At 33.3% G+C, this 14237-nt stretch carries 16 protein-coding genes and 1 riboswitch; of the genes, 4 read left to right on the top strand and 12 right to left on the bottom strand.

The window, feature by feature from the left end; all coding sequences use genetic code 11:
• On the bottom strand, positions 1 to 515 hold a 515-nt coding region (gene rpsP, locus P8J93_06375), incomplete at its 3' end, for a 30S ribosomal protein S16 (GenBank protein ID MDG2061421.1).
• Positions 516 to 730: 215 nt separating this feature from the next.
• Between rpsP and P8J93_06380 the strand changes: the two genes are divergently transcribed.
• Together P8J93_06380 and P8J93_06385 are read left to right on the top strand one after the other, a co-directional pair.
• Positions 731 to 2005, top strand: coding sequence for a CNNM domain-containing protein (locus P8J93_06380; GenBank protein MDG2061422.1), 1275 nt, complete (start codon positions 731 to 733; stop codon positions 2003 to 2005).
• Positions 1998 to 3086 carry a mechanosensitive ion channel family protein gene (locus tag P8J93_06385; GenBank protein MDG2061423.1) on the top strand — a complete coding sequence of 363 codons (1089 nt, stop codon included), beginning with the start codon at positions 1998 to 2000 and terminating at the stop codon, positions 3084 to 3086. Before P8J93_06380 ends, P8J93_06385 begins: the two co-directional genes overlap by 8 nt.
• 51 nt (positions 3087 to 3137) lie before the next feature.
• Here P8J93_06385 and P8J93_06390 read toward each other — a convergent pair whose 3' ends face one another.
• From P8J93_06390 to P8J93_06420, 7 genes are all read right to left on the bottom strand, one after another.
• Positions 3138 to 3773 (bottom strand): urate hydroxylase PuuD, encoded by a 636-nt coding sequence (locus tag P8J93_06390; protein MDG2061424.1) that lies wholly within the window; start codon positions 3771 to 3773, stop codon positions 3138 to 3140.
• A gap of 89 nt (positions 3774 to 3862) precedes the next feature.
• Positions 3863 to 5518, bottom strand: coding sequence for a chaperonin GroEL (gene groL / locus P8J93_06395; GenBank protein ID MDG2061425.1), 1656 nt, complete (start codon positions 5516 to 5518; stop codon positions 3863 to 3865).
• Positions 5519 to 5542: 24 nt separating this feature from the next.
• A complete protein-coding gene (locus P8J93_06400; protein ID MDG2061426.1) occupies positions 5543 to 5836 on the bottom strand; it encodes a co-chaperone GroES in 294 nt (97 codons plus the stop codon).
• Between the two features lie 183 nt (positions 5837 to 6019).
• Positions 6020 to 6457, bottom strand: coding sequence for an FxsA family protein (locus tag P8J93_06405; protein ID MDG2061427.1), 438 nt, complete (start codon positions 6455 to 6457; stop codon positions 6020 to 6022).
• A gap of 3 nt (positions 6458 to 6460) precedes the next feature.
• Positions 6461 to 6733 carry a VanZ family protein gene (locus P8J93_06410; GenBank protein ID MDG2061428.1) on the bottom strand — a complete coding sequence of 91 codons (273 nt, stop codon included), beginning with the start codon at positions 6731 to 6733 and terminating at the stop codon, positions 6461 to 6463.
• 62 nt (positions 6734 to 6795) lie between these two features.
• The gene (locus P8J93_06415) at positions 6796 to 8064 is read right to left on the bottom strand and encodes an MFS transporter (protein MDG2061429.1); all 1269 of its coding nucleotides are present in this window, start codon (positions 8062 to 8064) and stop codon (positions 6796 to 6798) included.
• A 6-nt stretch (positions 8065 to 8070) separates the two neighbouring features.
• Entirely contained in the window at positions 8071 to 8553 is a 483-nt protein-coding gene (locus P8J93_06420; protein ID MDG2061430.1) for a YajQ family cyclic di-GMP-binding protein, read from the bottom strand.
• Between the two features lie 88 nt (positions 8554 to 8641).
• Positions 8642 to 8852: riboswitch (cobalamin riboswitch) on the top strand.
• Positions 8853 to 8873: 21 nt separating this feature from the next.
• On the opposite strand from P8J93_06420, the gene P8J93_06425 reads away from it, so the two are divergent.
• On the top strand, positions 8874 to 10658 hold the full coding sequence (locus P8J93_06425) for a TonB-dependent receptor (protein MDG2061431.1): 1785 nt from the start codon (positions 8874 to 8876) through the stop codon (positions 10656 to 10658).
• Between the two features lie 8 nt (positions 10659 to 10666).
• Complete coding sequence (locus tag P8J93_06430; GenBank protein ID MDG2061432.1) at positions 10667 to 11212, top strand: cob(I)yrinic acid a,c-diamide adenosyltransferase; 546 nt, start codon at positions 10667 to 10669, stop codon at positions 11210 to 11212.
• On the opposite strand, the gene ampD is transcribed toward P8J93_06430, so the two are convergent.
• The 4 genes from ampD to lspA are packed head-to-tail and all read right to left on the bottom strand — an operon-like array spanning position 11213 to position 14237.
• Positions 11213 to 11758 carry a 1,6-anhydro-N-acetylmuramyl-L-alanine amidase AmpD gene (gene ampD, locus P8J93_06435; protein MDG2061433.1) on the bottom strand — a complete coding sequence of 182 codons (546 nt, stop codon included), beginning with the start codon at positions 11756 to 11758 and terminating at the stop codon, positions 11213 to 11215.
• Between the two features lie 17 nt (positions 11759 to 11775).
• Positions 11776 to 12804 carry an NADP-dependent oxidoreductase gene (locus tag P8J93_06440; GenBank protein MDG2061434.1) on the bottom strand — a complete coding sequence of 343 codons (1029 nt, stop codon included), beginning with the start codon at positions 12802 to 12804 and terminating at the stop codon, positions 11776 to 11778.
• A gap of 19 nt (positions 12805 to 12823) precedes the next feature.
• Positions 12824 to 13768: a 4-hydroxy-3-methylbut-2-enyl diphosphate reductase gene (ispH, locus tag P8J93_06445; GenBank protein ID MDG2061435.1), complete on the bottom strand. Its 945-nt coding sequence runs from the start codon at positions 13766 to 13768 to the stop codon at positions 12824 to 12826.
• Complete coding sequence (lspA, locus tag P8J93_06450; GenBank protein MDG2061436.1) at positions 13743 to 14237, bottom strand: signal peptidase II; 495 nt, start codon at positions 14235 to 14237, stop codon at positions 13743 to 13745. The genes ispH and lspA overlap by 26 nt, the downstream gene beginning before the upstream one ends.

Consider the following 14237-nt stretch of genomic DNA (forward strand, 5'->3'; position numbering starts at 1 on the left):
GCTTCTTCAGCTGGTGCCTCTTCTACCGCTTCTACTGATGCTTCTTCTGCCGCTTCTTCAGCTGGGGCTTCTTCAGCTGGTGCCTCTTCTACCGCTTCTACTGATGCTTCTTCTGCCGCTTCAGCTGGGGCTTCTTCTACAGCTTCAGCTGGGGCTTCTTCAGCTGGGGCTTCTTCTGCCGCTTCAGCTGGCCCTTCTTCTTGTAATTTTAGCTCAGCTTTTTTAGCAATTAACTTTGCCTTCTTTTTTTCTTTCTTTTCTAACCTTACTTTAGTCTGATCTTCTGTTTCTTTAGATATGTCTACTAATTTACTTACTCTTTGGCTTAATTGAGCTCCTTGAGACACCCAATGATTCATTCTTTCGATGTCAATTTTAATATCATCTTCTGTAGGATTAAAGAAACCTATTCTTTCTATGAATCTTCCATCTCTTGGTTTTCGGGAATCTGCTACATGTATATGGAAAAAAGGACGTTTCTTAGCACCTGCACGGGATAATCTTATTGTTAACATATTTTAAAAAATGACTTTGAATCTGAAAAAGGAGTATTCTAAGTGAAAATGAGCACCTTTCAACTAAAATATGCTTTATTAACAAACTATTCTTAAATTTATTTGAAGATTTTTTGTTACTTTGTAAAAAATGATATAATTTGTAACTACTTAATAGACAAAAATTAATCTCATTAACCATTACATTTATATCTTATAGCAATAGCTAACCTACCTTGAACGAAATATCTCTTTGGATTCTACTTACCTTTATAGTCTTACTTGTTCTTATGTCTGCTTTTTTTTCTGGTTCTGAAACAAGTATGATGGCTATAAATCGCTATCGTCTAAAACACCTTGTTAAAGAAAAATATAAACCTGCTAAGAGAGTTACTAAATTACTTGAAAGGACAGATAGACTTTTGGGGGTCATTTTAATTGGTAACAATTTTACCCACACACTAGCTACAGCAATAGCAACAATAGTTGCTATTAGGGTTTGGGATGATAGTGCTGTTTTAGCAGTAACAGTATTAATGACTATTATAATGATAATATTTGCTGAAGTTATGCCTAAAACTATTGCAGCTTTAAAACCTGAAAGCATCGCATTTCCAGCCTCTTATGTCTTAAAACCATTATCAAAAATTTTAAGTCCATTAGTAACTTTTGTGAGTCTTATCTCGAATAATATTACTAAATTGCTAGGAGTGAATGCTGAAGAGCCCATTAAAGATGAATTAAGTAGTGAAGAATTAAAAACTATCCTTCAATCTTCTGGGGTGCCAAATAGACAACTTCAGATGCTAGTTGGTATATTTGATATGGATAATTTAAAAGTAAATGATGTAATGATTCCAAAGACTCAATTAAAAGGAATAGATATTTCTAAAGACATTAAAGATGTGCTTAAAGTGCTTGAAAAAAATGAGTTTGATAATCTACCAATATATGATGAAAACTTAGATAATTTAAAAGGAATTTTAACACTTGAGGGAGCAGCAAACTTTCTTATTCAAAACAAAAATAAAGAAAACTTATTAGAGTGTATGCAAGGCTTACAATATATTCCTGAAAATACTCCCCTCCATACGCAATTACTTAATTTTCAAAATGAAAAAAGATTAGTAGGTACTGTAGTTGATGAATATGGAGATATTCAAGGAATGATCACTAGGAAAGCTATCTTGGAAGAGATTGTAGGGAAACTTACGTCCGATACTAAAGAAGATTTAAATATTATGCCTCAACCTGATGGAGCATTTATCATAAATGGTAATCTTACTATTCGCGAGGTTAATAAAAGATTAGATTGGGATTTACCAGTGGAAGGGCCAAAAACAATAAGTGGACTTATTTTAGAAACGGCTCAAGCTATTCCAGTAAATAATGTAGGTCTAAAGATTGATAACTATAGTTTTGAGACTATTTTGATAAAAGATAATGTAGTTAAAATGGCAAAGGCTCATAAAATAGAAATAAAAAAAGAGGAAAGTACAGACGATGATTAATGAATTTTGGAATCTTATTCAAGCAACTTGGCAAACAGGTATTAGGGGTATTGGCATTGATCAACTAATAATATGTCTATTAATTATATTTGGTGGATTGATAACAAGATCACTTATAAGCACAAAATTAGTGGATAAATTGGCTAATCTTACAAAATATACGGAATCAGGATTCGATGATGAAATAGTAGAATCTCTGAGAGCTCCAATAGGAATGATCCCCATTGCATTTGCTTTGTATTTAATTACCATTTTTCTTCCTTTAACTGGATCCTTAGATTTAATAATTACCAACCTAGTAGTTATGGTAGTAATTTATACAATTTTTAGCGCACTCTCTAATATTACTAAGCCATTCTTTTCTCTATTAGGAGAAAGTACTTGGTTAACTCAAGCTATGTCCTTATGGTTAAATAGAGTTGCTAAAGTCATCATTTGGATTATAGGAATTACAATGATGTTAGATGTATGGGGCATTGAAATAGGCCCTATAATTGCTGGTCTAGGTCTATTTTCAGTAGCAGTGGCTTTAGGTGCTCAAGATATGTTTAAAAATATCATAGCTGGTATTTTTATCATTAGTGAGAAAAGATTCCAGCATGGAGACAGAATTAGAGTAGGTGATGATCTTCATGGAATTGTTGAAAACATAGGATTTAGATCAACAGAAGTAAGGTTATTAGATACATCCCCTGTTTTTGTACCTAATACAGACCTATCTGATGCTCAATTAATCAATCATCAGAATATGAGCTATCGAAGGATAAATTGGACAATTAATGTTTTGTACAGCACCTCTGTCCAAGAATTGAAAGACATCTGTCACGAAACAGAACTCTTCATAAAAGATTGTGAAGATTTTTCTGAAAATCCAAATCAAGAAAACTTTGTCAAAGTAACAGAACTAGGATCAAGTTCTATTGATATAACAATTCTTTGCTATGCAGAGCCAATGGATTTCACTAACTTCTCACAAGTAAAACAAAATCTAATTTTTGAAATAATGGATATAGTAAAAAGAAATAATTCTGATTTTGCTTTTCCAAGCAGGACTGTGTATATGGATAACTCAGAGGAATGAATTCTTTATATATAAAAAAGGAGCTAAATGCTCCTTTTTTTTAATTAAATACTATAGATAGTAAGCTATAGATGACAAGCCTAAAGCTAGTATAAAGCTAGAAACTATAACAGCCCTAACTGATGTTATAACTGGAATCATCTTACCCCATATAGCATTTGCTTCGATTGCAAGAATGATTGCTAAACCCAGATACAAACCAGATGCACTCATTGTTCCGCCAAATAAATAACCTCCGTGGGGATAATGTGCTGAAGAAACCATAAAATAAAGCATAGCCACAGAAAAAAGAGTATTTGTTCTTGAAGCTAACGCTGCTTTGGGTCCTGCTGTGGAAGCATCTCCTTCTTTTAATCCAATTACTATCTTTTGGTTAGGCCAAATAATGCCCCAGACATTTAACATCATAAAAGTGCCCATTACGACCCCTAATATAATATCTGTTGTTATTCTCATAGTAACAAAATGCAATAAAACTAAACCGGTTAGGAAAGTTAAAAATGCAGCCCATCTGAACCACCAAAGAGCTCTAGGTGCTAACTTAGAAACTGCATCTTTCCTAGCTGATTCTTCAGCTTCTTTAAAGTATTCAGTTTGAATAAAATTGAAATAATAAAGTAAACCAATCCAAGTAATGCCAAATAAAATATGCCACCAACGAAACATCATATTTAAAAGATCTTCCATATACCCTCCTTATTTGCTTAACTTTATCACAATAGAAATATTTTTATAATTAAAAGAGAAATAAAAAAGCCCCTTTCGGGGCTTTTTCTTTACATCATACCAGGCATTCCACCCATGCCTCCCATATCAGGCATTCCTCCAGGCATTCCTCCAGCTGCTCCACCACCTTCTTCAGGTGCGTCAGCAATCATAGCTTCAGTAGTTAGCATAAGGCCCGCAACAGAACCAGCTGCCTGTAAGGCAGTTCTAGTAACTTTGGCAGGGTCTAAAATACCCATCTTAATCATGTCGCCATATTCTCCAGTACCTGCATTAAAGCCATTATTATCTGTTTGATTTTTTACTTTATCTAAAATAACAGAAGCCTCTTCACCAGCATTAGTCGCTATTTGTCTCATGGGCATTTCCATAGCTCTTAAAGCGATTCCTATACCTACATTTTGATCTTCATTATCGCCAGTTAAGTTTTCAATGGATTGAAGTGCTCTAATTAAAGCTACTCCACCACCTGCAACTACTCCTTCTTCAACAGCTGCTCTTGTTGAATGAAGTGCATCCTCTACACGGGCTTTCTTTTCTTTCATTTCAACTTCAGATCCAGCTCCTACTTTTATAACAGCTACTCCACCGGCTAGCTTAGCTACTCTTTCTTGCAATTTCTCTCTATCGTAGTCAGATGAAGTATCTTCTATTTGTGCTCTTATCTGATTCACTCTTCCTTCTATCGCTTTAGCATCTCCAGCACCATCAATTACAGTAGTATCTTCTTTATTCAGCTCAACTCTTTTAGCTTGTCCTAAATCTTCGATAGTAGCTCCTTCTAAAGAAAGTCCTACTTCTTCAGAAATGACTGTAGCACCTGTAAGAATTGCTATATCTTCTAGCATAGCTTTTCTTCTATCACCGAAGCCAGGAGCCTTACAAGCAGATACTTTAACTACTCCTCTCATGTTGTTAACAACTAAAGTTGCCAAAGCTTCTCCCTCAACATCTTCCGCAATAACTAATAGAGGTTTTCCAGCTTTAGCTACCGATTCTAGCAATGGAAGCAAGTCTCTAATATTAGATATTTTTTTGTCATGTAAAAGAATATATGGGCTCTCTAATTCAGCAGTCATCTTGTCTTGATTATTAATGAAATAAGGAGATAAATAACCTCGATCAAATTGCATGCCCTCCACAACTTCTAATTCGTTATCAATGCCACTACCTTCTTCAACAGTGATCACTCCTTCCTTGCCTACCTTTTCCATAGCTTCCGCAATAATCTCACCAACAGAAGTATCACTATTTGCAGAAATAGTACCTACCTGAGCTATAGCATTATTATCTGAACACGGTTCAGCTGCTGCTTTAATCTTTTCTACAGCTTCTGTTACAGCCTTATCAATTCCCCTCTTTAAATCCATAGGATTAAAACCAGCCTGAACAGACTTAAGGCCCTCATTGACTATTGCCTGAGCAAGAACGGTAGCAGTAGTAGTTCCATCACCAGCTTCATCAGATGTCTGAGATGCTACTGATTTGACCATTTGCGCCCCCATATTTTCAAACTTATCGGCGAGCTCTATTTCTTTAGCCACAGAAACTCCATCTTTAGTTACTGTAGGTGCTCCAAAAGACTTATCTAAAATCACATTTCTGCCTTTGGGACCTAATGTAACTTTTACTGCATCCGCTAAAACATTAACGCCACTTAGCATTTTTTGTCTTGCTGAATCTCCAAAATTGACTTCTTTAGCCATCTCTTTTCCTCTTATGTGTTTAAATTATTTTTCAAGAATACCAAGAATGTCGCTCTCATTAAGAACAACTAACTCTTCGCCATCCACTTTTACTGTATTATTTCCCGCATACTGCCCGAATACTACAGAATCTCCCTCTTTAACAGCTAAAGCTTGTACATCGCCATTATCCAAGGTTTTACCAGGGCCTACAGAAATAACTTCTCCTTGAGAAGGTTTCTCGGCTGCTGATCCGGGAAGAACAATGCCCCCTTCCGAGGTTTGCTCGTCATCACTGCGTCTAACTACGACTCTATCTCCTAATGGTCTCAATTTCATTCTAGTTATCTCCACTAATCATTGTTAAATAAGACTTTAATTACTCAAAGTCTAAAAAGAAGCGCCATTCTAAAGCAGAAACCATACTAGTCAATGCTTTTAGAGGATTCTTATTAAGAATTAACTTCTAACCTGAAAAGTATTTGGGGTCTTTTTGATTTATTTCAAGATATTTTAAATAATTTAATCTTCTTTTTTGAACTCACCTTCTATCCAGTCATCATCAATAGAAGTGGGATTCTTTTTAGAAGAGATAGGATTTACAAATAAATTAGGAAGAAAAAACATCATAAGGTTTCTTATTACTAATCTTACTTGCGGTACTAAAAACAAAAAACCAATTGAGTCAGTAAAAAACCCAGGTGTAAGCAAGAATAAGCCTGAAATAATTAAAAAAAATCCTGTAGATATTTCTTCTGTGGGCATTTCTCCATTTCTAACTTTAACCTTCGCCTTCATTAAGGCTTGAAATCCTTGTGCTTTTATAACCATGAGGCCTATAATTGCTGTCAAAATAACCAATGATATTGTGCTTATAGCACCTATAAATGATCCTACTTGAATTAAAAAATACATTTCTATGATCGGCAATATAATGAATATAGGTAATAAGAATTTCATAATTTATTCTTTAAATTTAAGGGCTAAATAAAAATAAACAAGTATTCCTAAAAGATCTGCAACGAAATCTAGAATTTCTGATGATCTAGATGGAATATAACTTTGTGCCACTTCTATTCCTAATCCATAAAATATTAATAAAAAAGTTATCAATAAATAGTAATTCTTTTTTGTAGAGAAGTCGGACAACCAGCTTAAAATAAAAAAAGAAAAAAAGTGGAATACTTTGTCTAAATATAATATTCCTGAACTATTTACTGAAGGCTGAATGGCCAAATAACTTACTAAAATAAAACTGAGAAATAATAATAATCTAAATAAAGTTATCAAATGAAATACTACTCTTTAGAAGATGAAATCTTTAAAGATAAAAATATTGCTGGTAATCCCATCAAAGATGCATAAAGAAAGAAATTAAAATATCCTACTTCATCAACCACAAATCCAGAAAATGCTGAAATTAATTTTGCTGGTACTGTAGCTAATAAAAATAGAAGAGAATACTGGGTAGCGGTAAAAGTTTGGCTGGTTATAGAAGAAAGATAAGCTATAAGAACCGTGGAAGCAACTCCTTGACTAAAATTATCAAGGGCTATGGTTAAGGATAAGAATAATAGATCATGACCTCTGGTTTCTAAGAAAGCAAACATTAAATTTGTTATGCAGACTAATAGTGCGCCTACTATTAATATTTTTTTAATGCCGTTTCTGTAAATTAAAAGTCCCCCTGCAAATGCCCCAAATATAGTAACTAATATACCAAAAGCATTGGTTATAGTAGCTACTTCTTCTTTACTGAAACCTGCTTCTCTGTAGAAGGGCATAGCCATAGGACCAAGTATAATGTCACTAAACCTATAAAAAATCACGATCAATATAATTAAAATGAAATTATTTTTATAACGCGAGATAAAGTCATTAAAAGGAGAAATATAAGAGTCTAGAAACCATCCGATTGGATCTGAAAATACAGATATATAGGGTTTGATTACTCTTTCAGGTTCTGAAAGAGTAAAAAATAAGATTATTGAAATTACTATGATGATAAGAGCTGCAAGTATATAAGCAGTGGACCAATCAAAGAAACTAGCTACAAAAAAAGAAACTACTTGTGATACTAAAAAGGCTCCTCTCCATCCAGCTTGATACATTGCAGTTGCTTCGCCTAACTCTTTTTCTTGTACCATTTCTATTCTAAGTGCATCAACACAAATATCTTGAGTAGCAGAAGCAAAACCAGTAGCCAGAGCAAAAATAACTAGAGGCAGTAAAGATTGAGAAGGGTCAGTTAAAGCCATTCCAAAAAGAGTTAAAGATATGAATAGTTGACTAAATACTAGCCAGCTCTTCCTTTGACCCAATAAATAAATAAAAGGAATCTGGAGCCTATCAACGAATGGAGCCCAGATTGCCTTAAAAGAATAGGTTAAAGTAATTAAAGACAGCAAACCAATTGCTGCTCTGCTGATTTCTGATTCAGATAACCAAAAATTTAAAGGGTCTATCAACATTCCGTAAGGTAAACCAGACGAAAACCCCAATAAAAGTATGAGAATTAGTTTAGGCTGAAAATAATTTAAAAGAGCTTGTTTCCAAGAATGAACCATTTATAACTAATCTCTAAAATTAACAAACTGCAAAGGCATATCAAACCCAGCTTCTTTTATCTCTTCTATAATAGACTGCAGGTCATCCCTTTTTTTTCCAGAAACTCTAACAGAGTTTCCTTGTATCGAAGCTTGGATTTTATTTTTAGATTTTTTAATAAGCATTGTTATATCCTTTGCTAGATCTCTATCAATTCCTTCTCTTAGCATTATTTTCTTAGTAGCTTTACCTGTAGAAATTTCAGTTTTCTCCTCAGCAAGACATTTCAAATCTATTTTTCTTTTTGACAAATTATCATGCAAAATGGGTAGCATCTGTTGGACTTGGAATTCTTCTTTTGCAGTTAAAAAAATTTCTTCCTCTAATAACTGAAAACTTGATTCAGTTCCTTTAAAATCAAACCTGTTGTCGATAACTCTTTGAGCCTGATCAATTGCGTTCGTTACTTCATGTTTATCTAGTTCAGATTGTATATCGAAAGAAGGCATAACAAGCTCCTGCATATTTTTAAGCATTTAGTTTAGTTTGTAGTGACTAGCAAAAAAAGATTTTTTTAATAAAATTTAATGAGTTGCTGTATTATAATTATGTTCTGGTGCCAATTAAATTTGGATAAACGGGAAACTGGTGAAAAATATTACTTTAATCCAGTGCTGCCCTCGCAACGGTAATAGAAGATTTTATGCTCTAAGCCACTGCTTTTAATAAAGTGGGAAGGCGGTATAAACATTTTGTCAAAACAAAAACTTCTTAAGCCCGGATACCGGCCAGAAAATTTTAAATTTTACTAATTACGATGGGTAATTCTATGATTAAAAAAAACTTTATTTTAGTTTTTCTTCTCTATGCTTCTTGCACCCTTTCAACTAGTCAATATGATGAGATAATCACAGTTGCAACCAAGATTCCAACTGAGGACTATAAAATTCCAGCCACTATAGATGTCATAGACCAAAAAAATATAAAGGAAACTCAACCTACAGATATGCTGAACTTACTCAGCTCTTCTTTAGCTATAGATACAAGCTCTAATGGCGGTCCAGGACAAGTTGGTTCTCTTTTTCTAAGAGGCTCTAATAGTAATCATGTCCTCGTTAAGGTTAATGGAGTAAAGATAAATCCCTCTACGGCTGGAGGAGCTTCTATATATAATTTAGACCCTAATTTGATATCCAAAATTGAGATAGGTTCAGGTCCCTTCTCATCTATTCATGGGTCAGAAGCTATTGGTGGAGTAATAAATATTTCAACCAAAAATAATACTCTACTTAATAAAATTAAACTAGGTTTAGGTATCGGACCTGATAATCATGTAAAAAAATACTTTCAAGCTAGCAAAAGATTTGACGAGACCTCTTTGGATTTTACAATTTTAGATAACAGTACAAACGGATTTCCAGTACTAAGTAATTCGTCTTTGGATAGAGGGTATGAAAATCAAAGTATTATCGCAGGCTTAAGCCATAGATTTAAAAGACTAAATATGGATATTTCTAATTGGTCCTCCAAGGGTAATGTTGAATATCTAGTTTTTGGTAACCCTGTCTCTCAAGATTATGAGAACAAGGCTTCGTCCGCTGATTTTGAACTTCTGCTAACAAAAAACCACTTAATTATCATAAATCTTCACTCTTCAAAGGATTTAATATCTCAAAATAATCTGAATTTTCTAGGCATCTTAGATTTCACTGAAACACTAAGGAATTCCTATGAAGTCTTAATTCACAAATCAAACTCTAAATCGCTTTCTTACAGTGCTGGTTATTCAAAGGAACATGAAGATGTTGATTATTCTAGCTATGGATCTTTTTTTAATAAAAAATTAATTACTAATTCTTTTTTTGGCACTATTGGATGGTCATTTAATAAGAATTACTTAATGCTATCAGCAAGACAGGCTGAGCATGAAACTTACGGAAATCAGTTTTCTTGGAATATCGGATACCTTAAACCTTTAAATTCTTCTTGGTCCCTTAATCTAAATACTGGAAAAGCATTTAGATCTCCCAATAGCTCTGAATTATATGGATTTGGTTCAAATAAAAACTTGTCTCCTGAAGATTCGAAAAGCTATGAGATAGGTTTAAGAAAAAGAAAAGAAGATTATGATCTTAAGATAGTTTACTTTAATAACAAATCAAATAATTTAATAACATTTGACTTTTTGGACTATGTTCTTAAAAACATTGAAGAATCTAAAAATAAGGGTTTAGAACTAAGATATAAGTGGAGTAAAAGATATCTGAATGGAAGTTTAATTATAAGAAAGCAGAATCCTATAGACCAAAATGGAGATTCTCTTTTAAGGAGATCTCAAAAATCTGCAAGTTTAAATCTAAATAAGGATATATCAAGCTATATGGTTAATTTTAGCCTTTCTACATTTAGTAGAAAAAAAGATTTCAGTAAATTAAAAATTCCTGGTTACTCAAGAATTGATTTGTCAGTAACTAAAAAAATTACTAATAAGTTAATGATTGCTCTAAAGATTCAAAATTTAAATAATAAAGAATATTTTACAGCGACATCATCAAATGGTTATTATCTGAATCAAGATAGATCAATATGGCTAAAGATAAATTATGAATTTTGAGGTTTCAATTGAAAAAAAGAATTACTAGAGTCACAACAAAGAAAGGTGATGATGGATCTACAGGAATGGCAGATGGATCTAGAATAGATAAATCAAGTAATTTAATTAGCTCTATAGGTGAAATAGATGAACTAAATTCATGGATTGGTTATATTTGTTCCTTACCAGAACTGGCAGAAGAAGCAGACTTCTTAAAAAATATTCAGAATTGTCTTTTTGATATAGGTGGCTCATTAACTATGCGCGCTAAAACTAATTTTGATATTTCAAATACTTTATTAATGGACCAAAAAATTAAAACTATCAATAAACTCCTTCCTGAATTAGAAAACTTTATATTACCCGGAGGTCATCAAGTCTCTTCTGCAATACATTTAACAAGAACGGTTTGCCGAAGAGCAGAAAGATCAATTGTAAAAGTTCAAGAATCCGAAAAGGTAGATGCAAATTGCATCGCTTATCTTAATAGACTTTCTGATTTTTTGTTTGTTTTGGCTCGAAAGATTAACATTAACTTAAGAGTTAAAGAAGTTACTTGGTCTCAAAAGAAGTAATTACTCAAGACTTGCTTTAAAAGCGTTCCAATTAAAAGATTTACCCGGATCAGTTTTCCTGACGGGTGCTATTTCAGAATGTCCTACAATATTTTCTAATAAAATATGAGGATAATTTTCTAGAAGGGTTTTTGAAACTAATCCAAGAGTTGAATATTGTTTATTGGTATAAGCTATAGTATCTGTACCTTCTAACTCAATACCTATTGAGAAATCATTACAATTTTCTTTACCTTTAAAAGAAGAAATTCCAGCATGCCAAGCGGCTCTATTAAATGGAACAAATTGTGTTAGCTTTCCTTTTCTATCTATAAAAAGATGACTTGAAACTTTTAATTCTTTTATGTCTCCAAAATAAGGATGTTCAGTTGAATTTAAGTTATTTATAAAAAAGTCCTGAACATAATCTCCACCAAACTCTCCAGGAGGTAAGCTAATATTATGAATAACTATAACTGTAATATCTTTTTCAACGGGTCTTAAAGAAAAATTAGGAGACTCTATAAATTTAACTCCCTCTAACAAATGATTCTTGATTTTGAACAAAAAAATATCCCTTAATACTATACTTTTACCAATAGTTTTCCTGTATGTCCGCCATTAAACATAATTTCAAGTGCACCAGGAAAAGATTCAATCCCATTCTCGTAATGGGCAGGCATTTTTAGTTTACCTTCTTTATAAAACTTCAGAAGATCTTTTATGGCCCGATCATACTGATCAGCAAAATGCATCACAGTAAATCCCTCCATTCGTGAATATTTCTCAGCTAATCTTAAGTAAAGCCTGGGTCCTTGCACATATCGTTTTTCTGTTTCAAAACTTCCATATTGAGAAATAGCTCCGCAAATAATTACTCTAGCTCTATCTTTAATATGATCCAATGCAATATCAAGTATATCTCCACCTACATTATCAAAAAATACATCAATTCCTTCAGGTGCTAGATTGCTCAACTCTGAGTCAACATCTTGATTTTTATAATCAATAGCTCCATCCATACCTAATTCATTGATAATAAAATCACTTTTGCTAGGTCCACCTGCTATGCCTATAACTTGAGCTCCTCTTATCTTTGCAATCTGGCAGGCTACACTCCCAACGGCTCCGGCTGCAGCTGAGACAAGAACAACATCTCCTGATTGGACTTCTGCAACTTTAAGCATTCCAAAATAAGCTGTCAGGCCTGTTCCAACTCCAAGAATTCCTAACTGGACAGGTAAATCTAATTCAGGATTTGAAACCTTTTGAAAAGCCTCAGCGGCCATAGTCACATGTGTTTGAGCCCCCATAGGTCCGCTAACCATTTCTCCTTCACTAAAATTGTCTGATTTACTTATCAACACTTTCCCTATGCCAAGGGCCGTGACTGCCTCTCCTAAACCTGCTGTCCCATGAAACGCATCCTCACTAAGAGTAGTGCGTATAAATGCATCTATGGAAAGAGTGTCAACTTCAACTAAAACCTCTCCATCTTCAGGAGCCCGAGCTATGCCTTCCTCTAAATCAAAATTTTCTTTTGACGGATTCTGTTCAGGTCTAGATTTTAATATTATTTTTTTACACCTTGGTAAATTAGATAACTGATTCATCTTTTCTCCTTTGTAGATATTATTGAATACTTCTTAATTCTTTTGGCAGTCTAAAAGCTACTCCTTCATCAACTCTATCATAGCTAAAAGGATATTCTATTTTATAATCTACCTTAACAGCTTCTATAACCTCTTTAACCAAGTTTTCTGGAGCAGAAGCACCTGAAGTGATACCTATAATAGATTTACCTTTAAACCATTGAGGATTTAAATCTTGAAAAGTATCTATAAGGTAAGATTCCACACCTGATCTTTCTGCTATTTCTCTCAATCTATTAGAATTAGAGCTATTTTTTGAACCAACAACAAGGATTAAATCTGCTTCTAAGGCTAACTGTTTAACTGAATCTTGTCTATTCTGGGTTGCGTAGCAGATATCATCTTTTCGAGGCCCTGTAATTAAAGGAAATCTGGATTTAAGCATTGCAATTATTTCCCTTGTATCGTCAACGGAGAGTGTAGTTTGAGTGACATAAGAAACTTCTTCAGGATTATTTATTTCTAATAATTGGGCATCTAAGAATGACTCTACAAGATAAATTTCACCGCCAAGAGATTTGCTGTATTGACCCATTGTCCCTTCAACTTCTGGATGATTGGCATGCCCTATTAAGATACATTCCTTTCCTGATTTAGAATGCATTTGGACTTCTGCATGAACTTTACTTACTAAAGGGCAAGTTGCATCGAATATTTCAAGATTTCTTTTATTAGAACTTACCTGGACCGATTTTGCCACTCCATGGGCGCTATAGATAAGTGTTTGACCCTCTGGAACTTGATCTATATCTTCAATAAAGACTGCACCTAATTTCTTTAATTCATTAACGACAGTTCTGTTATGCACGACTTCATGTTTAACATAAACAGGAGCTCCTCTAGTCTTTAAAACTTGTCTTACTATTTCTATAGCTCTGTCTACGCCAGCGCAGAAACCTCTAGGATTGGCTAGTATTATTTTCATCAACACCTTCTTCTATAAAAAAGAAATAAATAATATAAAGAATTGCACCTATAGTAATCCAGGTATCGGCTAGGTTAAATATAAAAAAGGAATAATTTGCATAATGTAAATGAATAAAATCCACCACATATCCATACAAAAATCTATCTATTAAATTTCCTAATCCTCCAGATAATATAAATAACATAGCTATAGTCTCAAAATAGCTCTTCTTTCTAATGCTTATAAGCAGAAAAAAAAAATATCCAATAACTAATGAGATTAATATGACTAACATCCATCTCATTAGTAAACCACCATCACTCAAAAAACTAAATGCTACTCCTGAATTATGAACTAAAGTGAAATCCAGGAAAGGAAAAATATTAATTGATTCTCCCAAAAATTGGCTTGATGAAATTAAGTTCTTAGAAACTTGGTCTAGTCCAACTGCTAAAATAAGAAATATTAATATATAAAGAATTCTCAT

The sequence above is a fragment of the SAR86 cluster bacterium genome, assembly GCA_029268615.1.
Lineage (GTDB): Bacteria > Pseudomonadota > Gammaproteobacteria > Magnimaribacterales > Magnimaribacteraceae > JAQWNM01.